This window comes from Kluyvera sichuanensis (assembly GCF_014218705.1).
In the GTDB taxonomy this organism is placed as follows: Bacteria; Pseudomonadota; Gammaproteobacteria; order Enterobacterales; family Enterobacteriaceae; genus Kluyvera; species Kluyvera sichuanensis.
The window spans coordinates 23,783-46,932 of record NZ_JABBJF010000021.1 but is presented as its reverse complement, the minus strand read 5'-3'; the positions used below and the strand labels follow the sequence as shown (position 1 = coordinate 46,932).

Genomic DNA, 23,150 nt, shown 5'->3' with positions numbered 1-23,150 from the left:
TCAATAATTGCCGTTTTCCATGTATGTGCGATTTGCAAAATCTCAAGTGCCGAAACAAATTGTTTTCACCACCTTGTTATTCCCTTAACCAGCAAAGTTGACCGGTACTGCAATAATTATTACTGTTTATTTATACAGTGTTATGAGGCGGGAAAAATGGGCATCAAAAATTCCAAATATGAGATCGTCTATAGAGGCGAAGCACTCAAACACCTGATACCAGGACAGTTCGTTTTCTTCCAACGTGAAAAAGAATACGGTGGGGGATTCTGGCTTGGTAAAACGCATGATGATGGGTTCTAATTTGTGCTGGAGCAACCCACTTCACTTAGTTACGGGCTTGCGTATCTGATCAGATTGTCGAGTGTCGAAGCCAGGTATATGGAGTTTGTTGATGACATAGACGACTTCAAACTCACCTAATCATCCCTTAAACATCTTGTTTTCTGCCTTTTGTTATTTGAGATAATAACACCAACAAGAAGACAAATTGTTTAAGGGGTTAATCATGCTCGGAACCGCAAAAGACATCATCGAAAAGCTGGAGAACTACCCAGAAGACGAGCCGCTGCTGATGGTGATGTGGCACAAGGAAGATGTAGGTGAAGTGCGACCAGACCTGACTGACGAACAGTGCGTTCAGGTTTTGCGAAAAATCAAAGAGTGCCATGACGCCAGCGTCGGCGTGAATTGGGATGTCATTTCTGACACGGCCGACATTCTGTTTCCAAAGGAGAAGGCATGATGCTGAAAATCACCGAATCGTATAAGACGGCGGTGATCAGCACCGCCCACGTAACGGCAGCGGATTCAGAACGGCTACCCATTGCCTGCTTCGACCCACTTTCTGATCGCGGGTTGAATTGGGTACACGGTACACAGTACGGCTGGATTGTTCGTGCTGGAATGCGAGGGAATGACTGGAAAGAAGAGCTGCGTGAGTATGGCATTTCCGAAGAGACGATCTCTAACATACAGACCATAGTGGATGCCGGCTTTGACGCGGTTCACTTCGATTGCGACGCCGAGCTGGTGGACGGATTACCTGGCTGGGACTGGTAAGCCTTTTTTTTTGTCGTGGACAGATCGGCTCTCCATGTGAGATACCAGATATCAGAGCCGATCTCATAAGGGACATTTTCTGCATGGAACTATTCCAGTACCTTCAGTCGCTATACCCGCAGCTGACCCCAAATAACAGCAAAATTCATTTAGCCAGCACCAACGAATATAAAGAAAACCCGATACAGGAGTTCGTGAAAGAGACGTTCGACGACTGGCAATGCCTGCAGAAGCTGAAAAGCTTCAATCGTACTTACGTTGTCTCTCTTATTCAGACTGAAGATAAGGCGCGATTTCTCTATGCTGGCACCTATCTCAACGTTGGGTGTTCTCTGACAGCATCACATGCAGTACCTGGCCGGAACGAAGACTACTATCTCTATCAACTGACACCTGTTCCTGAACTGGATGAATATCGTGGACGTTTGTATGTCAGTGCGGAGCGTCCTCGCAGATCTATTTTGAACGGCGAAACTCTTGCCGGAAAACTGCGAGTCGTTGAGATTGCGCCATCCTGTCTATCATTTGGCGAGTTTCCCGGCTACAAAGACGTAGTTCTGGACAGAGCCAGTCTCGGAACCATCATTCGGCAGGAGTTAAAGTCGTGGAGAACTGCACTGAGTATTGTCAAAGGCATCTACCTGCTGACTGATGTTGATGGCGAGAAGTTGTATGTTGGCCAGGCAAACGGCAAAGGCGGAATATGGGGAAGATGGAAGACCTACTTTAAAACGGGTCACGGCGGGAATGCTGGCCTGATTGAAGCGTTTGGAACCGGCGATGAGGAAAGGCTCAAGAATGTCACGTTCTCTATTCTGGAAATCATGGACATTAACAGTGACGCCTGCGAGATAAACCGACGAGAATCACACTGGAAACGCATACTGCTTTCTCGTTCAGTAGGACACAATAGGAATTGAGTTATTGTCGAAATTGTAGCGTTTATTTGTTTACACATATAAGAAAACAAATAAATAACAAGAGCTATAATATCTTGGCTAAGTAGTTGATCGGCCCCCTTAGTCAACCGATTACTGGAACGAGACATTTAAGAGGACAATATGACGGATACAGCTTTTTCGAAATCGTTACAAAAGGAAGTCGACCCCGAGCAGTACTTGGCACTTAAAAATTTAGATGACAGCTCAGTTCATGCTGTCGCTCGTGAAGACATCATCTGTCCAATTTGCAAAGTCGGAGGTGGCTCGTTTGTTAGAGCCTCTAGGAATGATGGTTATCACAAGAAGGCGCATTTCAGATTTACTGGTGAAGCTGGCCAAGGCCACCATCCATCATGTGACTTCTACGGAGATAGGTTAACATCTGAGGTAAGGCAGCACCTTGTCACATTCACGAAAGATCGAACAAAGTATTCGCAGGTAATACGAAAACTGGTATGCGCCGGCATACAGGAAGGGATTTTTACGCAAGAAAAAATGTGGCAGATGAGGGAATGGTTCTTCAATAAGCGTAAGGACTCCACATTTGAAATATGGCTGGAAAAGGGTCATTTGGATTGGCTTGACTATATTAGCGGGTTACGTGAATCATATTTGGCATGGACAAACCCGGATATTATGCCTTTCTCACCCATTCAGGCTACTGTGCCTGGTTTTTCTTGGTCTCGTGCAATTGACAAAGAGGTGCTAAGAGTTCACATCAAGACTCTCCAGCAATTGCGTAAAATTTCAGTATCCCATAGAGACATTTCGGCAATCTTAGAACACATAGATAATAATCGTGGCCGTGCAATTCTCGACCCATCGCTTTTGGAAGATGAGATAAATAAGACTTACAAGCTTACTGGGTTTGTGATGAGCAATTACATTGAGTTTAAGACAAAAACGGTTAGCGACAGAGCATATGGAGAGGCTAAGTTTCTGGCATTTGCCGCACTGCTGTTATTCGTGTCTGATTGGGATCTCAACATTGCTATTGGTAAGTTTTCCAAGATTGCCAGAGTGAAGGAGGTTGATGACATGCTGGCTGGTAATTTCATTGGTCTTAACCCTTACTTCCGGTACGACGTGGCTAAAGCTGTGAAGAAATTGCAGGATAACTGGCCGATTGAATACCAAGAGTTGGAACATTGGGATGTAGAAAAATCTATGCGTGAGGCATATGAAAAGTGGTGTTCGACAGAGCCAGAATTCGCTCCACCTCTTTTACCCGACCTGTATGTTACCCAACACGAGAAAGAAGTCGCACGAGACGAGGAAATCAGGCAGTGGATTAAGAACGGAGATGTTTGAGCACAACTAGCTTAATCAATCCGTTGACATTGGCGGTCACAAATTGAGGATTTCTATAAGAGTCCGTTGATCGCCACTTTCCCCACCTCTCCAACCTACCCCAACCCAGGCGTGACAAGGCATTTAAGCCAATTACCCCCATAAGAAAACAAATAAATAACACGTCAACGAAAAGTCAACGCTTTCCCCTGATTTGGTCTAAAAAATTGATGTTTTCGCACGCCATCTCTTATACCCAAATTCCTGCGCACCAGAATCCATCTCCCTGCGACCAAAACGTCAAAAACGACTCGTGATACCACCCAAAAGCAGACACGCTCAGAAGCGCTCCCGTTGCGTTATGTTGGACATCTAAACAAGTTGTTTTCAGGCACAAGAAAACAAGTTAACCACACCCACAGGAAACCCAGAGACGCCATTACCCACAATCCCGGAAACACCCACCTCTTCCTGTCAGGCTACCGAAAAGACCCACCTCTTTGCCCCAGGCTACAGAGCACCCACCTAATCTCCCCAGGCAACCGTGAATGCAGCTCGTGCACGCAAACCCCTATATGCCATTACCCAATACACGGAGAAGAACAGCCAGAACGAAACCCCGGACAAACCCAGACCAGAACAGGAACCGTCGCAATCTCCTTTACCCACCATTACCCCGAAAGAGAGCGCAAATCCCTGAATAGCAGGGAACGCCATTACTTCATATGCGGAGAACAACTAAAGCGCCCTACTGCCATTACCCACACTTCCACAATTTCACGTAAACGAAGAGAAAAGCGCACCTGCCATTACTCCATACAGGGAGAAGAACACTCCCCAAAACGACGAGAACACCCCAGACGAAAACACAGAGAAGAACCACCTCAAAAAGAACGAAACCACATACGCCGGTAGAGAGAACAAACCACCCATTTCACCCAAAGGAATACTCGCCGTATAGAGTGTTATCAGGGGGAAGGTTTGCACGTCCACAGGAGAGAAAATCCGTAGAGATTTAACTGGAGGTATAAGTGGGAAGGGGAAGAGGGGTATCGCTACTTTCTTCGTAGAAATTCAAGCCATAGTTTTCATCCCCCGTAACGTCCCTATCCACCCCTTCGGTCAACCTTCGGGCCATCCAGGGAAAAGGCCATGTCCCTTTTCAGGAACGGGGCATCGCCGTAGGGAAAAGGCTGGAGGTTTTCAGGGAAACGGTGGGAATCCCGCTATACGAACCGAGAAAAGGCTGGCTGCCGGTCGGGAAACGGGTACATCCCGGTTCAGAGCGAGGGGCGGCTGCGGGAGTATGCCTTTTCCTCATTCACCTGAAGAGTGCGGGAATTGGTGAATCCCGCAGTTGAGCGTTGAGACCAGATCAGCTTCGCACGCTCATGTCGGGAAGCCAGATCTAGTGTAAAGGGTTACGGGTTTTGGTGGTGAAATCGCCGAGGACGTTTATTCGAAAATCTCACTGCCCTGATTCGCATCGTCTCTGTTGTCCCACAAATCATCGAGCGCCTCTTCTCTTGTCCCGAAGGGGCCGGAGACGACAGGTGCGCTTGAACTGGTATCGTCCAGCTCTGTGTAAATCTGACCGTTAACCAAAATGACGCGTCCGACAGCGATGCCGCCATGTAGCAACTCGCCTCTCTCGGCGTCGATGCTGAAGTACCCGTCTGTGTAGTCTTTAGTGCTCATCACATTCCCTCTGAGTTAGCCAGATACATACATATCAATAAATCGGCACAAGCACATCAGCCTTTAAGGAATTCTTTTTCCCCGTTTTCTTATTGCGATAATAACACACACAAGAAAACAATGTGTTTAGACAAAGGAGAAACACATGTACAAACATCTGAATATCAGCATCACCCTCTGTGGCGAGGAAGCGTCATCCGAGTGTGAGATCTCCCTCGATGACGTTATCCGTTCCCTGGATGTTGCTGGCCGCGTGGCGACGCTCATCTCTGAAGGATACAGAGAAGGGACGTTTGATTTCCATATCGAGGACAACCCAATGTCCGTCGCGTGGAACTGCACGATGTCAGAAACGAAGTGAGGGTGAAGAGATGATTAAGATGCCTGTGATGGTTGAGGTGTGGAGCGTGGATTCCCTGGCTGAATGCCTGGATGCAGTGGGGCCGGAGTTGTACCGCAAGTTGTGGTCGTTCGTACCAGCTGAAGGGGAATCACCCAAAGGGAAGGAGATCTGGCACCTGCTCAGTGAAGATGAACAGCGGGAGCTGGTGGATGCGGTACACATCGAGTTCCCGGACGACGAAGATTAAGCGTGAGGCCACCAGCACGGTGGCTTTTTGCTGTTTGCAACCTCCGGGGCTGCGCAGCGCCGTAACGCTATGCTTTGTAGCCGTTTTCTCGCTGGTATTATTTACACCAACAAGAAAACAAGTTGTTTACGGAGTGAATTATGAAAAACGCGATGATCACCAAACTGAGTGCGGGCCAGCCACGTAAAGAAAAGCCAACCGCAATGAGCCAGCTGACCCTGCTCGATATCATCGCCAACGGCACTGCCATTCGCCTGTTCAAAGAGACGCTGGTCTCATTCGACAATGGTTCCCGCACGCGTTACGTCATGAGTGTGCGTCGCCAGAGTGGAAGAGGGTGGATGGCAAAACAGATTATCTGGCCGGAAGGAGAGCTGGAACAGGCGCTACTGGAGGCGAACAAAGCAGCCCAGCAAGAAATCCAGCGTGCCTCTCTCCTGGCGACAGCCTGACATGTGCAAAAGCGATTAGTCGACCCTACGACAGCCCCGTTCATCCTTCGGGGCTTTTTTAGTCTCCTGTATTGTAAGTACATACCTATGACAATAATATAGGTTAGTCAAATACAGGGAGATAAAGATGACTGTTTTACGCGAAAATCTTGTGCTGGATTTACATTATGCGTCCGAAACCACCTTCGGCGAGAAAGTTGCCAAACTGACCGTCGTTCTGCGTGACAACACTACCGGAACGGAGGTTCACACCAGCACCTTAGTGCGCGAGGGGGAAGGTGAAAGTGCGGTATACACCGTAGGTTATCAGAACATCAGCAACGCAACCGACCCGCTGCTGCTAAAGCTGGAAGCGTACTTCCGCACCGCGGACAAGGCGATGTTCGATAAGCTGATGACCAGAGTCGACACGCTGTTTACCTCTGATTTGAACTCTAACAGCACCTGGATGGGTCAATACGGTCTGCGCATCGTTTCCAGCGCGATGGTAGACGAATTTATTCCCGAAAGCGTGTTTGAATAATCCCTTCCAATGGCGCGTACCCCGCGCCATTTTCTTATCCCCGATAACAAAATGTTTTTTGCCTTATCCACACTGCGATAATTACACCAACTAGAAAACAAGATGTTTACGCATGGAAGATATGCACATGACCGATTTCACTATCTCCCCTAAAGCTGAAAACGTATGGCTGGAATCCTGGCTCGACCTGTCGCCGGAAGAGCAGCAGGAAATGGATCACATTGAACAGGACGAACAATGTGATGCCCGCTTCTTCCGCTTTGAGGACAGCGTTTATGACATTGCCGACTTCATGCGCGATGACCGCTTCCCGGACTGGCACGCAGGATACCCATTAAATGCTTTCGCCATGCTGATGATCCGCGTGGATGGCTCCGGCGATACCATCGACGTCGGTCTGCTCCACTAAGAAAACGAGGCCACCCATGCTGGTGGCCTTAAATGACCATCCTGTTTCCCGCAGGCTAAAAACACCCACCTCTTACCGCCAGGCTACCGAACAACCCTCCGAATCCCTGCCGGCCACCAGTTGCCGAAACAGAACGCTTGGACGCCTTATGCGCGTAGCGATAATTAAACAAACAAGAAAACAAGTTGTTTAAAGGATTATCACCATGAATTTTATCGCTACTGTTAACACCCCTGCGCATGGCCATATTTCTGTGACGTTCTCTGATAACGAGAAAAGCGTGCTGGGCGCCTGGCGTGACAATGTAACCATCGAACTGTCCGGTAAAGAGAAACAGCAGATCACCAATGACATAATCTGCAACCGTCGCCATAAGCGCGTATTTGAGAAAGCGTATGTCTCCACTTCGGGATTTGGCGTATTCATCTTCCCGGTACGCAGCGGTCGCTTCTGCCAGTCAAAACTCATCGAGTTCGCCACGCAGATCGCGCTATGGGTTAAAACAGAATCCGGGTTCGACTTCAGCGAACAGGAAGCAGTGGGGGAGGGGATGCGCATCGCCAACAATGCCATCAAGTGCAAAAACGTCACCTACGAAGCAGGAATCGACTCGTGGAGTGTCTCGTGCGGGGAATACGTGAAAGAGGTGTACGGAAAGAACCGCATTCACATCATGGCTGGCAAGTAAGAGGGGAGGGGCCGGAAACGCCCCTTTCTTTTCGTCCACCAGCTGCCGCAGGGAATTTCAGAAACGGCCAGAGAGCTGTCCGGGGAACCGAAGGGAAACGGTCAGGAAATTTTCGGGAAACGGCTGGGTTTGCCTTTATGTAGAAAACAGAGCGGGAGAAGCCCAGAATCGCGCCAGAAATTGCGTAGCGGCGCTGGGGTAGCGCTGGTGGGGTTTCAGCCCCTGAGCCATCCAGATAGCTTTCGCTATGTGATTATGTGAATCCGTGGGTAAACCACTGCAAGCGCGTACACGTCGCGCCAACGTGCCAATGATACGCGAGCGCCCACGGATAGCGCCAACATTGCCGACACGTCCCGAAGGATAGCGCGGATCACGTCGCCAGCTATCGCCAGACGATCACGCCCACGACACGACAAAATAATCCACGCGCTAAAACGCTGTAAAACGCGCTATAACGTGATTTTTATTGTGGGTAATGGGTATGTACCACCACACATAAAAACGCGTTAAATTGGCGCGTTTATGGCGCTTATTTTTGGTCTGTTTTGGCTGACTTCAGACAATAAAAAACGCGCCAACAATGGCGCGTTATGATGTGCGGATCTTGAAACGAAAAAAGCGCCCATAGTGGGCGCTATTGCTTAAATGCTGTTTTGCAGTTTTCCGATCATTTCAGACAAGCGCAAATATTAACGTTTGCGTTTACAGTCTCTTTTGCTGTTAAGCAAATCAGAAAACGTAAAATTTAATTTGTCACGTTGCGCTTTTAAGTCGTCGATTAATTCAAGTTTATAAGCGCGATATTTTGCGCGATATTCCGCGCGGATCTGGTCATAACTAATCATGATTTTTATCCTTAAAAATAGCGCCCATAGTGGGCGCTATATCCATCTAATTACGCTTTGAAAGCATCAGCCAGATAGTTATAAAAATCATTCTTGATAAAGCGATATTGCTGCGATCCGTTTTTCGCTGCGCCCATTCCTTTGATCTTTTCGACCAGTCCGAGACGTTCACAAAGATTGATCAGCTGGTTGGCTTGCGTATATCCAGCGTCCAATTTAATTTCATTTTCTTTTTTGGCTTCATTCATCAAATCGAAAACAGCGCCATTTGTGAATGTTTCCAGTTCATCATTAATCATTTCGATTAATGCGAATACACGAGATCCGGACATATCAGCGACGGAATAAACGCATTTACCAGACTTGATAGATTTAACCAGATAAACCAATTTTTCGAGTGAATAGCTATTGGTCATAGCTTCGCGGAAAAACACTTCTGGCGCTTGTTTGCTTGCTTTAATCGCGTAGTAAAAGACACCAGCTAATTTCTCATCATTAACAGCGTTTAAAACGTTGTTGGTGAAGTATGCAAGTTTGGTAGTCGCTGCAAGCATGTTAGCTTTATCTGCTTTTGTGTGCGTACCATTCTGATAATGATTGTTATAAGTCTGAGTAGCATTATTGGCTGCAACTTGTAATTCATTAGCGATAACTACAGCAGCGTCGATGATGGATTTTTTAGAGATAGCAACGTTAGACATGATATTAATCCTTATGTAATATTGATAACTTAATTTGTTATTTGTTTATCGTTAGCGTGTTCGCTTTCGATGTGACTAATTATCGATATACAGAAATTAAAATCAAGAGTTTTTTACGCGGGAACGAAAAAATTTTTCTTCAATAAAAATCAAAGTCTTAGAAATAAAACGCGTTTTCTCGAAGGTGTTGCCTAAATAAATTTCCTATTCGGTCAATCACCCTTATATATTTAAAACGGAATCGGGATTAGGGGAAATAAATATAACGGGAAGTGACACATAAAATAATAACCGGACTTAGCCGGTTATTACCCTTATTGATTTAAAACGGTAAAATCCGTTCGACCCAATCGAACATGACGACTGTCTTCCGACCGTCCCCCATGTTGAGCGTGACCTGGCAAGCGTCTACGCCTGAAGACACACCCTCAATTTCACGGCCATCCGCCATGTAGACCCTTATAGACTTCTGCATCTCATGAGCCTGGCGACAAATTTTGAAGAAATCACGGCGAGATGGCCGATTCTCCACATAGTCTGGGTGTACCGTTGTCCGACCCGTGAAATCGTGCGCAATGCCTTCTGTCACACCTGATTCAATCGTGCTGATTCGCTCAAGTGGGAGCCTTATACGATTTTCTTTGTCGAACGGGGCAGGGCAAAGGTCGACTTTGTTGCGCGACGACATGAGACCCTGAACGTACATGCAGAACACCTGACCATCTTCCATCGTGACCCTTACAGGAATGAGAGACTTACGCCAGAACATCAGCGCCTTCTCCACGTTGGTGTAATCTCGCGGCCAGACTTCTGCAGGAATCCCGTAGGTGATGTCAGTAATATTCGTCATATCGTCACAGTGTCGTTGGTAGGATATCGATGTCACCTGCGTTGCTGGTGAACACCCGGAAGACTTTCGTCTCGCCAGCTTTGGTGATCGTCTCGCGTTCCTGACGAGCAGGGTTCAGTGCGCACAGCCCGGCGCCTTCCAGTGAAGCGCCAACAATCCATTCTCCGGCATCCAGATGAAAAGTGACTTTTTCACCTGTCTCAAGTTTGGCAACGGTTTCGCCATTGATGAAGATCGATGCGTCGCAACCTGCGCCCACCATGCTTTTATCCCTCAGTACCACCAGCGTAGATGCCGCTGGAGATTGGTATTTGAATATTCTGGCCTGCGGTGCTGGCTTTGCATCAGAGACAGAAACAGGACGAGATTGACATGCAGTGATAAGTAACGCGGAGGTAGCAATCAGAGGAAGTAATGCGTGTTTCATTGTACCGAACAAAATCCTTATCTTTACGAAAAATCATGGCGCCTCAAGGCGCCATGATACTCAATCGAGGCGTTTTAGAATATCGGCCAGATCTTCTTTGGTCATACCCGAGTTTTCGTAAATCTTCATGACCTTTTCGCGAGCTTTGGCTGAAGCCTCTAATGATGTAGCTGCCTTATCAAAATCAGCCATCGTCATGTTGGACAGCACCAGATTAATGATGTCTGCCTTTGACAGTTTTATGTTGCGTTCACGCAGTCGATTCTGAAAGGTTTCCAGCTTGTCGTTTGCTTTTTCGGTTAACTGAACCTGGCAGTGTATAGCGCGTTTCTCGCTCATGCTTACTCTCTATTCAAAACAGTGAAATCGAATGTGCTACCCACCGGCAATACTCCCTCGGCAAATCCAGGCGTCGTGTCGATAATGTGCTTCCGCTCATATGAATGCGACATGAGGTATTTATTGCTCACGTCAATGAAGTCGGTAATAAAGCACACGTTAGCCTGATTCTTTTTGGCTCGAAGACCGCGACCAACACGTTGGCGCATCTCAACTTCGGCTTTGCCGCCGCCACCCAGAATCACCGCCCCTACGCTTGGAACGTCGACACCAACATCCAGAATGGTTGAACCAATCAGAACATCTATCTTGCCTGCCGCCAGACTGTTGAGCTTTGCTTGTCGGGTAGTCTGGTTTGATTCTCCGTAGATGAAATCGACCTTCAGGCCGCTCTCTTTCATCATTTCCATCAAGATCTGACCATGACGCTTCAGGCGAACCAACGTCATACAGTTCAGACCGTGGCTCTTGTACATTAACGCTTCACGCACAATAGCTTCGTTGCGTCCCAGATTATAAACGATGCCTAACTGATAGGCTTTCTGGTAAGCCGTACTCATTCCAACCCGAAAATTCAGGTGTTTTGAAGCAAGTTCGGCTCTAATCCGCACCTCGTCTGGAGTGTACGCGATTTTATGATATAGAAAGTAGGGTTTGGCTAAAATACCTCGATCGATCAAATATTTCTCCGTGACCTTTATCTCAATGCGACCAGCAACGGCCATGAGACGCATATTTGCTTCAGTCGAGTCCTTCATGAACGGCGTTGCTGTCAGCGCCAGACGGTAGTCAGCATTGATGCACAACCGGGCGATGTCGTAGAAGTTAGAACCAGATGATTCGTGTGCCTCTTCCAGAATCAGCAGAGAAACGCTGGACAGAAAGCGCTTAACCAGTTCCCGGCGCTTCAGGTGGTACTGTTTTTTCTCCGGTGATGCGTCGCGCGGTGGCTCTTCGAGAAAACTGGCCAGGGTCTGCACCGTGGCAACGTTGATATGGCGCGAGACCTGGAACTCACCCGATCCAATCACCCCAACTTTCTGACCTTTCAGCCACGGCTCGCCATTCTCCGCGCGGTAGTCGATGGATTTCTGGAAGTTCTCTGCCATCTGGAACATCAGAACCGATCGCGTGGTTAAAAACAGCGTCATACGACCAATGCGAGCAGCTGCCTTACACGCTACGTTCGATTTACCGCCACCCGTCGCAATCTGGGCAATCATCATCCCTTCGCGCACCAGTGTTTCCACTGTCTGATCCTGATACGCATAGTCCGGGTTATACGGGAATGGGTTAACTACCGGGTTCGGCTTGCCCAGCGCGGGGGCTTTTTCCTTGCGCACATGCACGCATTTGATGCCAGCTTTCAGAAGGTTGGCTGCAACTGGTTTCGCAAACCCAGCCGGGAACGCGTTTTTGCTCCAGTTGAACATCGTGCTGGTTCCTTTCCAGTCACCAGCCTCCACTTCATAGCTCAACATCTCCTGAACGAGCCGTTTCACGTTGTCATCAGCGCCAGAAATCAGCGCATTGACTGCATTCGATACAATCCGAACTGTCATAAACCTCTTTCCTTCGTGCCTTTTGTATGGTAATTGGCTATTATAGTAAGTAAGTACTTATACAATGGATTGTATCAGAATTATGGATGTGAAAATTACGATTCTGCAGGTGGAAGTCGCGAACCTGCGTCCGAATCCCTGGAATACCAACTCCGTTGGAGCGCAAAACTTCGAAAAACTGAAAGGCTCTATCGAAAAATTGGGCTTTTTTAAGCCAATTCTGGCGCGGGAGCTGGACGGGGGCATTTTTGAGATCCTCGGTGGCGAACACCGCTGGCGTGCCGCGATGGAGCAGGGCATTTCAACGGTTCCCGTCATCTCCGTGGGCAAAATTAACGACCTGGTGGCCAAGCAGATGTCCCTCGTCGATAACGAGCGCTACGGCGAAGACGATCAGGTCGCTTTGCAGCGCTTAATCGAAGAAATCCAGTCTGAAATCGACTACCGGTTGTCCGATATCGCCCCGTATGACGACGAGATGGCGGCAACACTCGCCAAAGCGTCCGTTATCGATCTTGAGGCGCTGGAAGCACTCTCCCGTGGCGATGACGAGCCGGTCGATGATGACAAACGCGAGAAAACCGAGCGAGTCGGCGCTGAACACCAGACGATGCGCTTTAAGGTGACGTTTGATGCGTCAGATCGCGTCGCCGACACCATCAAAACCATCATCAAAGAGCAGGGGATCAATACCGGTAACGAAATTGAGAACGCCGGGGAAGCCCTAGTGTGGCTGGTCGACTACTACAAGGAGCGTATGTAATGACCAAAAACTTTGAAATCGTCTATCGAAACCCGGCAGAACTTATCCCGTATGAGATGAACGCCAAAAAACATGACGAACAGCAGATCCGCGACCTGGCGGCCGCCATCAAAAAGCGCGGTTTTGACCAGCCGATCACGGTCGACAAGCACGACGTCATCATTACTGGCCACGGTCGTCGCGAGGCGGCACTTCTGGCTGGTCTGGAGCGTGTGCCGGTCATCGTTCGCGACGATCTGAGCGAAGAAGAAGTGAAGGCGAAGCGTCTGGAAGACAACCGCCTGGCCAGTATTGACTACGACGCCATCAAATTGCAGCAGGAACTGGAATCCCTGGTGCTGGGCGACGTCGAGGTCTTCGGTTTTGAAGAGCGCGAGCTGAACGTGCTTGTCGGCAGCATGACCGAAGAGATGGAAACCGGCTCTCTGGTGCTCGATCTGGGCGAAGAGACGGAACGCCAGAAAGAAGAGCACACCGAGATCAGTCGCGAAGTGGCCGCTGAAGAAGTCCGCGTCATCGACGTATTGGGTTTTAAAACGCTCCCTGCTGGCTCTGCCATTGTGGTTGGGGATTTGCTTGCCCACATGGAAGAAATCACGGGAGAGAGCGGGGTAGACGCTTTCGTGGCGTATGCGGAGAAAGTTTCTTCTGGGGAGCTGGCCGCATGAGCAAATACACCATCAACGTATCGTTTCAGACCCGCGTGAACAAAACCACGCGCACGCTGGAGATTGCCGAATCGTTCGGTCTTGGTCTGGACGAAAAAGAGTGGACGCTTTACGACAATCTGGAGCTGGAAGTGAAGCAGGGCGACGTGGTGTACATCACCGGCCAATCCGGTTCCGGTAAATCCGTTGTGCTGCGCGAGCTGCAACGCCAGATGAAGGATGAAGGGCTTTCTGTAGCCTCCATCGATGACTTTGCCTTCGACAATGAGGTTAACGTCATTGACCAGCTGGGCAAAACCACCAGCGAAGCGCTGGGGCTGCTGTCTATGGCCGGATTGAACGACGCCTATCTCTTTGTGCGTAAGCCATCCGAGATGTCTGACGGCCAGAAATACCGTCTCAAGATCGCCAAGCTGATCGAGTCCGGCGCGAAAGTCTGGGCTGCCGACGAATTTGGCGCTGTTCTCGACCGTGTAACCGCCCAGGTTGTGGCGTCGAACCTCCAGCGTGCCGCCCGTAAGGTTGGTGCGACGGTAATGGTGGCGACGACCCACGAAGACCTGAAGAACGCGCTGCGCCCGGATATGCAGATCACCAAGCACTACAAAGAACGCGTGAAGGTGGAATATGCCTGATTTGAAGATCGTAGAGCTGAAGCCATCGAAAGAGGCTGACAACAACAACGTTGAAGTCATCCGCCTGCTGGAAGAAGCACTCCAGTACGCCAGAGAAGGCAAAAGCCAGAGCCTGGCACTGCTGATGATCAACAACGACGGCAGTGTGCTGGATTGCTGGCATAACGGTGGGCGTCCATACGTCATGGTTGGGGCGATGGAATCGCTTCGCCTGGACTTCATCAATGCCAATATCGAGCGTAGGTGATCGACATGACAGGCATCATCATCAAACGCTACCGCCCGGAAGAGTTCCCGCGTCATCTGGACTTTCTGGAGCGTATGACCGTTACCAAAGGCACGGTTGAAGACTGGCACGCGCTGAAGTCGCTGCACTACAAGACGGATGGTAAGCCGTTCGCGCCAACGTATTATCGCTGCGAACTGGACGACCGGCTGGTGGGCGTCGTGGTTATGGCTTACCCGAAACTGCTGCTGGCGCCTCGCCATCGCATGTTTCCTAAGCTGAAGCCAACCACCAATACCACCGTGGCCAACCAGTATTGGGGCCGGTACGTGAACAACAACTTTGCCGTGATCAGCCGTTCCGTTGTTGACACTCAGTACCGCGGTGTCGGCGTCTCCTATCGAATGATTAACCTGGTTAGCAGGATGCACGACCGGCCAATCATCGAGATCCAGTCGTCGATGAGCAAATACAACCCGTTCGCCATGAAAGCAGGGTTCCAGTTCATCCGTCCGGAGCGTCCGAAGAGCTATGAGAGTGCGTTGCGCGTCTTCCAGCGTCATTTCCGTTCTGACCCTGGCGACAACGAAGCGATCGTCAAAGAGCTGTTCGCCATGAGTGAGTCTCGCCGTCGTCGTGCGCTGCGTGATCTGGTCGCTGACTACCACAAGAACAGTTCCCTGGCCAAAGCCGGGCGTAATCGTGGCACGACGATTCAGGACATTGCCGACAGCCTGGTGGACGAGGCCAGCATCGTGAAGCTGCTCAAGGACATTCACAACCTGAGCTTCACGTCTCCGCTGTATGGCGTGTACCGAAACCCGGACTTTGGTCGTCAGCTGCCGGACACGCTGCCACTGCTGGCATTCGACAAACAGCCTTTGAATAAACCTCTTGAAATTGCATTACCGGCATAAGGATTTGCCATGACGTTGACCGACAAACAAAAAGACATCATCAAAACCATCAATTTAGGCCATGAGCGTGGGCATCTGCTCGATCTGGACGAGCTGCTTGAAGTGCTGCCGTACAAAACGACCAAACAGAGTATGCAGTTCTCTATCCGCGCACTGGTGAAAAAGGGGCTGGTGGAGAAAGGAATGTGCCGCCAGCGCGGTGATTCCGGCTACCACCGTCGCACGCTGGGACTGACCACGTTAGGTCGTGCCAGAGCCAAATTACTGGTGATGTAAGTCGGTCTGGGAGCCAGTTTGAGAGCCTGCTTCCGTATATATAAATACTAAGTGACTTATTAAATATATACGGAAGCAGGTTCTGAATACTTCCCAGCCCGGTTTTAAACACCCAGAAAACAAATTGGTTAGGCACTGAATTAAACAAGTTGTTTAGGAGCGCAAGGATGCGCTCTGAGTGTTTTAGAGGGATCTATGACTGTAGAAAAAGACGAGAGCAAAACTCGCCTGACACCAGCTGAGTGGGCAGAAGCCGAAGCGAAGTGGACTTCCGGCGAATACACACTCTCCAAGCTGGAGGAAGAGTACGGCATTCGTCGTGAAACGCTCTCCAGACATTTCAAAAAGCGTGGATTAGAGAAAGGCGCGGACTCCGTTGGGAAGATGGTGCGCGAGTCGCTCAAATCCGACGCAGAGCTGCGTGCGAAGGCGCGTGCAGAGAAAATCGAAGAGCGCCGGACTCGTTACGACGATTGGGCGTTCGCACTCGGTCGTATGGTGATGCATGAGGTGGCCACAGCCAAGAAGGACGGCAGGCCACTGGCAGCCATCGAAGATGACCTGAAGAGTCTCCAGCGTGCCAGCGGCACACTCGCTAAGTGCTTCGAAATATCGTCGAAAGCGCTCGGTATGGATCGCGTGGAGAACGAGGACGACGAAATCCCGAACCTGGTATTTGGCGAACTTACGCCTTCCCAGGTGGCGCAGCTGCGTAAGGAAGATGATGAGCCGGATCTGATTGATGACGATCTGCTTGAGTCACTCGAAGAGGAAGCACTGAGCGAAGCTGAGGGCGATTCTGACGCGTCTGGTGATGAAAGTGATGGGAGCGTCTAACTATGGCCATCCCGTCGTCTCTGAGTCTCGTACAGCTGCATTCTGGGCAGATGCAAGTCTTCCAGTCGCCACATCGTTTCAAAGTGGTGTGTGCGGGTCGACGCTGGGGTAAATCCCGGTTGTCGATCTCCACCATCATCCGCGCGGCAGCCAAAGAGAAGAAGCAACGTGTCTGGTACGTCGCACCGACTTACCAGATGGCTCGCCAGATCTTGTGGGATGACCTGCAGGAAGTTCTGCCGCGTAAATGGGTTCGTAAGAAAAACGACACCACGATGACCATCGTGCTGAAGAACGGCTCTGAAATCGCGCTGAAAGGTGCGGATAAGCCCGATACGCTTCGTGGTGTGGCACTGCACTTTGTGGTGCTCGATGAATTTCAGGATATGAAGCCTGACACCTGGTACAAGGTACTGCGTCCGACACTGTCCTCCACCCGTGGCGGTGCGCTGATCATCGGTACGCCAAAAGGCTTCTCCGAGTTCCACAAGCTGTGGACTATCGGTCAGAACAAAGATTTGCAACGCAAGGGGCAGTGGAAGAGCTGGCAGTTCGTTACGGCCGATTCTCCGTTCGTACCGAGCGCGGAAATCGAAGCAGCGAAGAACGATATGGACCCTAAATCGTTCGCACAGGAATACCTGGCCAGCTTCGAAAACATGTCCGGACGCGTTTACTACCCGTTCGACCGCAATGTGCATGTGAAGCCACTCCAGTTCAATCCGAAACTGCCGATCTGGGTTGGTCAGGACTTCAACATCGACCCTATGTCATCGGTCATCCTGCAGCCGCAGCCAAATGGCGAGTTGTGGGCCGTGGACGAGGTTGTGCTGTTCTCTTCCAACACGGCTGAAGTGTGTGATGAGCTGGAGCGCCGTTTCTGGCGTTGGAAGTCTCAGGTCACTATCTTCCCTGACCCGGCAGGTGCGTATCGCCAGCACGCACGCGGCGAATCGGACGTCGATATCTTCAAGGAAAAAGGTTTCCTTCGAGTCGATTATCCGAAGAAGCACCCGCCGATCGCAGACCGTGTTAACGCAGTGAACCGCATGTTGATGAGTGCCTCGGGCGAAACCCGGTTGTACATCGATCCGAAGTGCAAACACCTCATCGACTCGCTGGAGAAGGTGATCTACAAGCCAGGCTCACGCGATATGGATAAGACTGGCGGCATCGAACACAGTGCGGATGCGTTGGGTTATCCGGTTCATCGTAGGTATCCGGTGAAAAATCGTGTTATTCTTGGTGGATCTAGATAGGTAAGTACTTACCTAAGTGGAAAGGGAAATCAAATGGAATTGACTGACAAGCAAATCAAAGACCTTGTGGCACGACGCCACCCTGAATATGAGAAGAAAAAAGAACATTGGGACTTCCTCGCCAGCACCTACGCTGGCGGGCGTGCCTGGTTCAACGACAATATCTTCCGTTACTTCAAAGAGGGCGATCAGGAGTTCAAAGAGCGCCTGGAACGCGCTTATCGCTTCAACCATACGCGCGAAGTGGTAAACCTCATCAACAAATACCTCTTCAAAGAGGTCATTCACCGCAACACTGATGAAGCACCGGAGCAGATCCGCAATTTCTGGAAGCGAGCCACGCGCCAGAACGCCTCCATCGATGCGTTTATGGCGGCTATCGATCTGCAATCATCCATTTATGGCCGTATCTGGGTTGTCGTGGATAGCACGATGAACGTCGATGTTGAGTCTGTTGCAGACGAGAAGAAAAATGATGCGCGTGCCTACGCTTACTGGATTTCGCCGCAGCAGCTGCTTGATGTTGCCTGGGATGAAGACGGCAATATGTTGTGGGCGCTGATTGTTGAAATCGCGCGCGACGACGAAGATCCGTTCACTTCAACCGGGCAGGAATACCAGCGTTACCGTCTGTGGACGCAAAACGAGTGGTATCTGTTCCGTGAAGAAGTGAAGAAGGGTTCCGGAAATAGCGGTCGCCGTCAGGCCAAAGTCGTTCTGGAGGATAGCGGCCAGCATAATCTGGGCGTGGTGCCGGTGTTCCCGGTGGATTGCATTGGTGAAAGCGAGTCTCCGTATTTCAGCCCGTCGTTGATTGACGATATTGCCTATCTTGATCGCGCCGTGGCCAACTACCTGTCGAACCTTGACGCGATTATTCAGGATCAGACATTCAGCCAGCTGGCGATCCCGGTTCAGTCATTGCTGCCGGGCGATGAAAACCACACCAAAGTGCTTGAAATGGGGACAAAGCGCGTCTTCACCTTCGACTCTGAGAGCGGTAATCAGCCATTCTACCTGTCTCCGGACCCGAAACAGGCCCAGATGATTATCACCACGATTAAGACGGTGATTAACGAGATCTACCATTCCGTTGGTGTGGCAGGTGAGCGAACCAAGCAGGATAACGCACAGGGCATCGATAACTCTTCGGGCGCAGCGAAGATGTACGACTTCCAGCGCGTTAACAGTCTGCTGGTGACAAAAGCAGAGCGCCTCGAAAGGGCAGAGCGCCAGATGATGCAGCTGGCAGCGAAATGGATGGGTGTCGAACTGGATGAAGACCACTCTCTGATCGCGTACCCGGAAAGTTTCGACATTCGCGGTCTGACTGACGAGTTTGCCGTTGCTGAGAAACTGTCGCTGCTCCAGGCGCCTGATTCTGTTCGTCGTCATCAGATGGAAATGCTCATCGAGAAGGTCTTCCCGAACATTTCCGAGGTGATGCAAAAGGAATTTCAAAAAGATCTCTTGAAATTTCCTCCAAAAAATGATCTTAACACCCTTGAAAATAAGTCAGTACTTACTTATGATCGAGATGCAGCCCAAGAAAGCGGGCAAGATCAACCCCGAGGGAATGGGGACTCATCTACTCAAGAGACCGAGTGATAAGTAACGAAAAGGAATTTCTATGAATCTGTGGCAAATGCTTATGGCCCGTCGTGGCCTGATGGATGTAGCCGAAGCGCATGAGCGCGGAGGCGCTGGTGGCGGTGCTCCTGCTGGAGACAATGAGCAGGGCAATCAAGACCCAGGCAAACAGGGCGAGCAAAAAGAGCAACCGAAGGGTGACGACGACGAGTATGCCGGTATGACTCAGGAAGAATTGCTGGCAGAACTGCGTAAGTCCAAGAAAGCCGGTGCAGACCTGCTGAAAGAGAACATGAAGCGCAAGGAGAAAGAGCGCACATTGGCCGATCAGCTGGCTCAGTACGGTGATATTGACCCGGCGCGTGCTCGCCAGCTTCTCGAAGCTGAACAAGCCGCAGAAACCGCACGTCGGGAGGCGGAGCAGGCTGAACTGGAACGCCGTGGTGAGTTCGATGCTGTGAAAAAGCAGATGATCGAAGCGCACCAGGCTGAACTGGCACAGCGCGACGAACGCTACTCCGCTCTGGAGAGCGAGAACGCCGCACTGAAGGCTCAACTGGTCGAAATGACTGTTGGCGCTTCCTTCAGCGGCTCTGCCTTCCTGCGTGACAAAGTTCTGATGACTCCGGCTAAGGCTCGCGTTATCTACGGATCTCATTTCGAAGTGGGTGAAGACGGTAGTGTTGTGGGCTTTGATAAGCCAGCCGGTCAGAAAGAACGTGCAGTTCTGGTTGACGGTGAAGGCAAACCGTTACCGTTCGAATCCGCGATTGAGCGTATTCTGCGTGCAGATCCGGAAGCTGACGCACTGTTGCGCAGCGAAGCCAAGCAGGGTGCTGGTTCCAATAGCAAACCGACCCACAAAGTAAACCAGCCGAAGAGCAAGTCGACTATGGATAAGTTGACCTCCGGTCTGGGGAAAATCGGACTCAAGTAACATCTTAAATCATAGGGAAATGAAAGATGCCATTACTGCGTGATGAAGCTGAAAAGCTGTCTAACAACGAACTTGAGCAGGGTGTGATCGAGACCATCATCGATCGCGATGACCTGTTCGCTGTTCTGCCTTTCATGAAGATTAATTCTAAGGCATACCTCTACAACCGTGAAGCTACCCTGAGCGAAGCAACCTTTATTGATGTGAACGACACCATCACCGAAGGCGCTGCAACCTTCACCGAACACGTTGCGAAACTGCGTATCCTGGCAGGCGACGTAGACGTCGACAAATTCCTGGCGACCACTATGTCTGACACCAACAGCCAGCTGGCAATCCAGGTTCGTCAGAAGGTGAAAGGTCTGGCGCGTGCATTCCGTCGCAACCTGATTCTGGGTAACTCCACCGAGAACACCAAAGCATTCGACGGTATTCCGAAGCTGATGCACAACGATCAGAAGATCGACATCGCTAAGGCTTCCATGACGTTCTCCATGTTCGACGAGCTGGTGGACGCGGTGAAAGACCTAGGCGCTGACTGCATCATGATGCGTTCCGAACACCTGCGTGCGTACCGCGCTCTGCTGCGTACCGTCAACGTAGGCCCGTCCGAAATCATGATGGAGAACTTCGGTCGTCCGATGCTGTGCCATAACGGTGTTCCGTTCATCATCAACGACTTCATTCCGAAGAGCGAAGACAACACCGCTGCGGACATCTACTGTCTGCACCTGTCCGAAGAGAACGGCGTGACCGGTCTGTACGGTGGCGAAAACGCCGGTATCGTTGTTGAGAACATCGGTACTGTACAGAACAAAGACGCAGTACGTACCCGCGTTAAGTGGTACTGCTCTCTGGCGAACAAGCACGACAAGGCTATCGCCGCACTGACCAACGTAAAAATTTGATCAGTATAGTAGGTAAGTAATTATCTACCGTTTAAGGGTGGGCTATACGCCCACCCTTTTTGTAGGAGCGAGAAATGCCAGAACAAAAGATGAAGATCACTGAAGAGGTGTTTGCGGATTTCACGGGTCATGTATGCGGCACCGGATTCACTCATTCCATCTCTGACGAGCCTTTGGGTGAGCGCCAGCAGAGACGTCTTGCTGCTTGCCTCCAGGCGGTTCCATTCGTCCCGTCCGTTTCCACTACTCCGGCTGAGCCGACTGTACCGGACGACGAATCTGCGAAATTACTTGCGAAGACGGAACCTACGAAGCGACAGCAACGGTCAAAGTGACCGAAGCACCTGCCGCGTAACTAACACATGGGCGATATCGATCGCCCATTAAGTGAGAATAACCATGAAACCAGCAAAAATTCAATTATTGGAGCCTCAGTTTTTGGGTTATACGGGCATCCTCTGTGGCATTCAGTTTGTGGATGGAGTCTCGGTTGCCGAATTGCCATTCATCGACCAGCAGCGAATTTGCGCCTCCATGCGTGCCACTACAGTTGAAGGCAAAAATGTATCTCCTTCTGCCGCGTACAGCAGCCGCAATGATTTGACTGCGGACGACATTGTCGAGACGGCGGCCCCGGATATTGTGCCAATGAAACGTGGTACGGCTGAAGTCGAAGCCAAACCGGTACAGCGCTTTACTCGTGAAGAGCTGGAGTCGATTGCGGACTGTGAGGGTATTGCGGGTCTGCGTCAGATTGGCAACCAGATTGGCGTTAAAGCCAAAGGCATCGTTGAAATGATCGAAGGCATCCTGAAAGCACAGGGCGGTGAGTGATGGCGCAGATCGACACGTACCGTAGCGGGGAAGCTGTTTCCCTGTCGTTTGCATTTAACGTTCTGGATATTGCGTCGGCCACATACACCGTCAGAGATGGCGCTGGTGCGATCATCGTTGATAACGAACCTCTCGACATTACTGAGGGGCAGATGTCCATTCCGGTTGTCGTGTCGGCCGAACACAACCTGCTTTCAGATAAAGAGCGCGATCTGCGACACGTCATTGTCAAAGCGGTGGCATCCGGGCTGACGCATGAAGAGCGCAAGATGTACGTTCTGCTGAATAGCTTCGAGCTGTCAATTCCAGGCCAGTCATTCGCAACGGTCGCAGACGCCCAGATGCAAGCTATCGATATGCTGAACGGCGACACCCTGTTAGCTGATGGAGAAGGGCTGATGCGCAAACGTCTCATTGAGGCCACCAGACGCGTCAAAACGCTGCCGTTCTCAATCCGCAAAGTCCTGCGTATCGACTTCGACCGTTACGACCGCCCGCAAAACATGCTGAACGTCTATGACATTCCGTGGGGCGCTGACGGGGCATATCGTCACGATCTGATTGATTGGGAGCAGATAACGCCGGAGAAATTCGACGAGTTCCCGGACTACTTCAAACAGGCATTAATGCTGGCCGTGGTTAATGAAGCCTGCGAAATCGCTAACGGTAATGACGTAGCGGCAGCCCGCGAGGACGGCATTCTGTCTGAGTCCATTGGTGAAACGACTAATATGTACCGCACCGGCAAAGCGGCAAATGTGCATGTGGCTCGCAGTACCTGGCGACTGCTGGTCAGTTACATCAATAACCGCATGATTGTTCGCCGTGCGTAACGCCAGTCGCATTATTTACTTCTGGTCGAAAGGCTCAAGACGAGCAATCGCGCCTTCGCCTGGTAATGAGTGCGGCGGCCAACCACA

Annotated in this window: 29 protein-coding genes and 2 pseudogenes; 24 read left to right on the top strand and 7 right to left on the bottom strand. The window is 50.5% G+C overall.

From position 1 onward, the window contains the following. Positions 1-156 precede the first annotated feature (156 nt). From HII27_RS18440 to HII27_RS18420, 5 genes and pseudogenes are all read left to right on the top strand, one after another. Positions 157-423: pseudogene (locus HII27_RS18440) on the top strand (hypothetical protein). 85 nt (positions 424-508) lie between these two features. Further along, positions 509-745, top strand: coding sequence for a hypothetical protein (locus tag HII27_RS18435; RefSeq protein ID WP_039264862.1), 237 nt, complete (start codon positions 509-511; stop codon positions 743-745). Then, positions 742-1,062, top strand: coding sequence for a DUF5983 family protein (locus HII27_RS18430; protein WP_039264863.1), 321 nt, complete (start codon positions 742-744; stop codon positions 1,060-1,062). Before HII27_RS18435 ends, HII27_RS18430 begins: the two co-directional genes overlap by 4 nt. An 83-nt stretch (positions 1,063-1,145) precedes the next feature. After that, entirely contained in the window at positions 1,146-1,982 is an 837-nt protein-coding gene (locus HII27_RS18425; protein ID WP_006812534.1) for a GIY-YIG nuclease family protein, read from the top strand. 141 nt (positions 1,983-2,123) lie between these two features. Then, complete coding sequence (locus HII27_RS18420; RefSeq protein ID WP_039264864.1) at positions 2,124-3,314, top strand: hypothetical protein; 1,191 nt, start codon at positions 2,124-2,126, stop codon at positions 3,312-3,314. 1,434 nt (positions 3,315-4,748) lie between these two features. On the opposite strand, the gene HII27_RS18415 is transcribed toward HII27_RS18420, so the two are convergent. Further along, a complete protein-coding gene (locus HII27_RS18415; RefSeq protein ID WP_179127123.1) occupies positions 4,749-4,991 on the bottom strand; it encodes a hypothetical protein in 243 nt (80 codons plus the stop codon). A 145-nt stretch (positions 4,992-5,136) separates the two neighbouring features. On the opposite strand from HII27_RS18415, the gene HII27_RS18410 reads away from it, so the two are divergent. The 6 genes from HII27_RS18410 (at position 5,137) to HII27_RS18385 (ending at position 7,653) form a co-directional block, all read left to right on the top strand. Beyond that, positions 5,137-5,352, top strand: coding sequence for a hypothetical protein (locus HII27_RS18410; RefSeq protein WP_046340555.1), 216 nt, complete (start codon positions 5,137-5,139; stop codon positions 5,350-5,352). Between the two features lie 13 nt (positions 5,353-5,365). After that, positions 5,366-5,581, top strand: a complete 216-nt coding sequence (locus HII27_RS18405) for a hypothetical protein (RefSeq protein WP_164708971.1) — start codon at positions 5,366-5,368, stop codon at positions 5,579-5,581. Between the two features lie 140 nt (positions 5,582-5,721). Further along, positions 5,722-6,033 carry a hypothetical protein gene (locus HII27_RS18400; protein WP_022649933.1) on the top strand — a complete coding sequence of 104 codons (312 nt, stop codon included), beginning with the start codon at positions 5,722-5,724 and terminating at the stop codon, positions 6,031-6,033. Between the two features lie 127 nt (positions 6,034-6,160). After that, positions 6,161-6,556 (top strand): hypothetical protein, encoded by a 396-nt coding sequence (locus HII27_RS18395; protein WP_016051707.1) that lies wholly within the window; start codon positions 6,161-6,163, stop codon positions 6,554-6,556. 127 nt (positions 6,557-6,683) lie between these two features. Then, entirely contained in the window at positions 6,684-6,965 is a 282-nt protein-coding gene (locus HII27_RS18390) for a hypothetical protein (protein WP_016051708.1), read from the top strand. 205 nt (positions 6,966-7,170) lie between these two features. Next, entirely contained in the window at positions 7,171-7,653 is a 483-nt protein-coding gene (locus HII27_RS18385) for a hypothetical protein (protein ID WP_048231962.1), read from the top strand. 692 nt (positions 7,654-8,345) lie between these two features. Here the strand turns inward: HII27_RS18385 and HII27_RS18380 are convergent. From HII27_RS18380 to HII27_RS18355, 6 genes are all read right to left on the bottom strand, one after another. Then, complete coding sequence (locus tag HII27_RS18380; RefSeq protein ID WP_185669180.1) at positions 8,346-8,501, bottom strand: hypothetical protein; 156 nt, start codon at positions 8,499-8,501, stop codon at positions 8,346-8,348. A gap of 50 nt (positions 8,502-8,551) precedes the next feature. Then, complete coding sequence (locus tag HII27_RS18375; protein ID WP_023316005.1) at positions 8,552-9,202, bottom strand: hypothetical protein; 651 nt, start codon at positions 9,200-9,202, stop codon at positions 8,552-8,554. Between the two features lie 322 nt (positions 9,203-9,524). Beyond that, complete coding sequence (locus HII27_RS18370; protein WP_060453922.1) at positions 9,525-10,052, bottom strand: transcriptional regulator; 528 nt, start codon at positions 10,050-10,052, stop codon at positions 9,525-9,527. Between the two features lie 4 nt (positions 10,053-10,056). After that, positions 10,057-10,479 (bottom strand): hypothetical protein, encoded by a 423-nt coding sequence (locus HII27_RS18365; RefSeq protein ID WP_048231964.1) that lies wholly within the window; start codon positions 10,477-10,479, stop codon positions 10,057-10,059. 60 nt (positions 10,480-10,539) lie between these two features. After that, the gene (locus tag HII27_RS18360) at positions 10,540-10,818 is read right to left on the bottom strand and encodes a hypothetical protein (RefSeq protein ID WP_016051715.1); all 279 of its coding nucleotides are present in this window, start codon (positions 10,816-10,818) and stop codon (positions 10,540-10,542) included. 2 nt (positions 10,819-10,820) lie between these two features. Then, a complete protein-coding gene (locus HII27_RS18355; protein WP_006812522.1) occupies positions 10,821-12,380 on the bottom strand; it encodes a DEAD/DEAH box helicase in 1,560 nt (519 codons plus the stop codon). A 59-nt stretch (positions 12,381-12,439) separates the two neighbouring features. Between HII27_RS18355 and HII27_RS18350 the strand changes: the two are divergent. The 13 genes and pseudogenes from HII27_RS18350 (at position 12,440) to HII27_RS18290 (ending at position 23,063) form a co-directional block, all read left to right on the top strand. Continuing rightward, positions 12,440-13,143 (top strand): annotated as a pseudogene (locus HII27_RS18350) (ParB/RepB/Spo0J family partition protein). Continuing rightward, positions 13,143-13,811: a ParB/Srx family N-terminal domain-containing protein gene (locus HII27_RS18345; RefSeq protein WP_058687819.1), complete on the top strand. Its 669-nt coding sequence runs from the start codon at positions 13,143-13,145 to the stop codon at positions 13,809-13,811. Before HII27_RS18350 ends, HII27_RS18345 begins: the two are co-directional and overlap by 1 nt. Then, positions 13,808-14,446, top strand: a complete 639-nt coding sequence (locus HII27_RS18340; protein ID WP_016051719.1) for an ATP-binding cassette domain-containing protein — start codon at positions 13,808-13,810, stop codon at positions 14,444-14,446. The genes HII27_RS18345 and HII27_RS18340 overlap by 4 nt, the downstream gene beginning before the upstream one ends. Beyond that, positions 14,439-14,693 carry a hypothetical protein gene (locus HII27_RS18335; RefSeq protein WP_001113021.1) on the top strand — a complete coding sequence of 85 codons (255 nt, stop codon included), beginning with the start codon at positions 14,439-14,441 and terminating at the stop codon, positions 14,691-14,693. Before HII27_RS18340 ends, HII27_RS18335 begins: the two co-directional genes overlap by 8 nt. A gap of 5 nt (positions 14,694-14,698) precedes the next feature. Beyond that, on the top strand, positions 14,699-15,589 hold the full coding sequence (locus HII27_RS18330) for a hypothetical protein (RefSeq protein ID WP_032803507.1): 891 nt from the start codon (positions 14,699-14,701) through the stop codon (positions 15,587-15,589). 9 nt (positions 15,590-15,598) lie between these two features. After that, positions 15,599-15,865 (top strand): hypothetical protein, encoded by a 267-nt coding sequence (locus tag HII27_RS18325; protein WP_000176291.1) that lies wholly within the window; start codon positions 15,599-15,601, stop codon positions 15,863-15,865. A 195-nt stretch (positions 15,866-16,060) separates the two neighbouring features. Then, positions 16,061-16,702, top strand: coding sequence for a hypothetical protein (locus HII27_RS18320; protein ID WP_016051617.1), 642 nt, complete (start codon positions 16,061-16,063; stop codon positions 16,700-16,702). A 2-nt stretch (positions 16,703-16,704) separates the two neighbouring features. Beyond that, complete coding sequence (locus HII27_RS18315) at positions 16,705-17,961, top strand: phage terminase large subunit (RefSeq protein WP_002211787.1); 1,257 nt, start codon at positions 16,705-16,707, stop codon at positions 17,959-17,961. A 33-nt stretch (positions 17,962-17,994) separates the two neighbouring features. Next, entirely contained in the window at positions 17,995-19,569 is a 1,575-nt protein-coding gene (locus tag HII27_RS18310; protein WP_185669179.1) for a phage portal protein, read from the top strand. 22 nt (positions 19,570-19,591) lie between these two features. Then, on the top strand, positions 19,592-20,488 hold the full coding sequence (locus HII27_RS18305) for a DUF6651 domain-containing protein (protein ID WP_045339224.1): 897 nt from the start codon (positions 19,592-19,594) through the stop codon (positions 20,486-20,488). Positions 20,489-20,514: 26 nt separating this feature from the next. After that, positions 20,515-21,396, top strand: a complete 882-nt coding sequence (locus HII27_RS18300) for a major capsid protein (protein WP_060453932.1) — start codon at positions 20,515-20,517, stop codon at positions 21,394-21,396. A gap of 399 nt (positions 21,397-21,795) precedes the next feature. Continuing rightward, a complete protein-coding gene (locus HII27_RS18295) occupies positions 21,796-22,230 on the top strand; it encodes a hypothetical protein (RefSeq protein ID WP_060453934.1) in 435 nt (144 codons plus the stop codon). Continuing rightward, positions 22,230-23,063 (top strand): hypothetical protein, encoded by an 834-nt coding sequence (locus tag HII27_RS18290; protein ID WP_060453935.1) that lies wholly within the window; start codon positions 22,230-22,232, stop codon positions 23,061-23,063. Before HII27_RS18295 ends, HII27_RS18290 begins: the two co-directional genes overlap by 1 nt. The last annotated feature ends 87 nt before the right edge of the window (positions 23,064-23,150 follow it).

Excerpts from the sequence above, each read along its gene's own strand:
- HII27_RS18355 (WP_006812522.1), bottom strand. The coding sequence starts at position 12,380 with ATGACAGTTCGGATTGTATCGAATGCAGTCAATGCGCTGATTTCTGGC.
- HII27_RS18425 (WP_006812534.1), top strand. The coding sequence starts at position 1,146 with ATGGAACTATTCCAGTACCTTCAGTCGCTATACCCGCAGCTGACCCCA.
- HII27_RS18335 (WP_001113021.1), top strand. The coding sequence starts at position 14,439 with ATGCCTGATTTGAAGATCGTAGAGCTGAAGCCATCGAAAGAGGCTGAC.
- HII27_RS18325 (WP_000176291.1), top strand. The coding sequence starts at position 15,599 with ATGACGTTGACCGACAAACAAAAAGACATCATCAAAACCATCAATTTA.
- HII27_RS18420 (WP_039264864.1), top strand. The coding sequence starts at position 2,124 with ATGACGGATACAGCTTTTTCGAAATCGTTACAAAAGGAAGTCGACCCC.
- HII27_RS18340 (WP_016051719.1), top strand. The coding sequence starts at position 13,808 with ATGAGCAAATACACCATCAACGTATCGTTTCAGACCCGCGTGAACAAA.
- HII27_RS18360 (WP_016051715.1), bottom strand. The coding sequence starts at position 10,818 with ATGAGCGAGAAACGCGCTATACACTGCCAGGTTCAGTTAACCGAAAAA.
- HII27_RS18385 (WP_048231962.1), top strand. The coding sequence starts at position 7,171 with ATGAATTTTATCGCTACTGTTAACACCCCTGCGCATGGCCATATTTCT.
- HII27_RS18380 (WP_185669180.1), bottom strand. The coding sequence starts at position 8,501 with ATGATTAGTTATGACCAGATCCGCGCGGAATATCGCGCAAAATATCGC.
- HII27_RS18415 (WP_179127123.1), bottom strand. The coding sequence starts at position 4,991 with ATGAGCACTAAAGACTACACAGACGGGTACTTCAGCATCGACGCCGAG.
- HII27_RS18410 (WP_046340555.1), top strand. The coding sequence starts at position 5,137 with ATGTACAAACATCTGAATATCAGCATCACCCTCTGTGGCGAGGAAGCG.
- HII27_RS18330 (WP_032803507.1), top strand. The coding sequence starts at position 14,699 with ATGACAGGCATCATCATCAAACGCTACCGCCCGGAAGAGTTCCCGCGT.
- HII27_RS18310 (WP_185669179.1), top strand. The coding sequence starts at position 17,995 with ATGGAATTGACTGACAAGCAAATCAAAGACCTTGTGGCACGACGCCAC.
- HII27_RS18390 (WP_016051708.1), top strand. The coding sequence starts at position 6,684 with ATGACCGATTTCACTATCTCCCCTAAAGCTGAAAACGTATGGCTGGAA.
- HII27_RS18365 (WP_048231964.1), bottom strand. The coding sequence starts at position 10,479 with ATGAAACACGCATTACTTCCTCTGATTGCTACCTCCGCGTTACTTATC.
- HII27_RS18305 (WP_045339224.1), top strand. The coding sequence starts at position 19,592 with ATGAATCTGTGGCAAATGCTTATGGCCCGTCGTGGCCTGATGGATGTA.
- HII27_RS18290 (WP_060453935.1), top strand. The coding sequence starts at position 22,230 with ATGGCGCAGATCGACACGTACCGTAGCGGGGAAGCTGTTTCCCTGTCG.
- HII27_RS18295 (WP_060453934.1), top strand. The coding sequence starts at position 21,796 with ATGAAACCAGCAAAAATTCAATTATTGGAGCCTCAGTTTTTGGGTTAT.
- HII27_RS18400 (WP_022649933.1), top strand. The coding sequence starts at position 5,722 with ATGAAAAACGCGATGATCACCAAACTGAGTGCGGGCCAGCCACGTAAA.
- HII27_RS18375 (WP_023316005.1), bottom strand. The coding sequence starts at position 9,202 with ATGTCTAACGTTGCTATCTCTAAAAAATCCATCATCGACGCTGCTGTA.
- HII27_RS18320 (WP_016051617.1), top strand. The coding sequence starts at position 16,061 with ATGACTGTAGAAAAAGACGAGAGCAAAACTCGCCTGACACCAGCTGAG.
- HII27_RS18315 (WP_002211787.1), top strand. The coding sequence starts at position 16,705 with ATGGCCATCCCGTCGTCTCTGAGTCTCGTACAGCTGCATTCTGGGCAG.
- HII27_RS18370 (WP_060453922.1), bottom strand. The coding sequence starts at position 10,052 with ATGACGAATATTACTGACATCACCTACGGGATTCCTGCAGAAGTCTGG.
- HII27_RS18300 (WP_060453932.1), top strand. The coding sequence starts at position 20,515 with ATGCCATTACTGCGTGATGAAGCTGAAAAGCTGTCTAACAACGAACTT.
- HII27_RS18345 (WP_058687819.1), top strand. The coding sequence starts at position 13,143 with ATGACCAAAAACTTTGAAATCGTCTATCGAAACCCGGCAGAACTTATC.
- HII27_RS18435 (WP_039264862.1), top strand. The coding sequence starts at position 509 with ATGCTCGGAACCGCAAAAGACATCATCGAAAAGCTGGAGAACTACCCA.
- HII27_RS18430 (WP_039264863.1), top strand. The coding sequence starts at position 742 with ATGATGCTGAAAATCACCGAATCGTATAAGACGGCGGTGATCAGCACC.
- HII27_RS18395 (WP_016051707.1), top strand. The coding sequence starts at position 6,161 with ATGACTGTTTTACGCGAAAATCTTGTGCTGGATTTACATTATGCGTCC.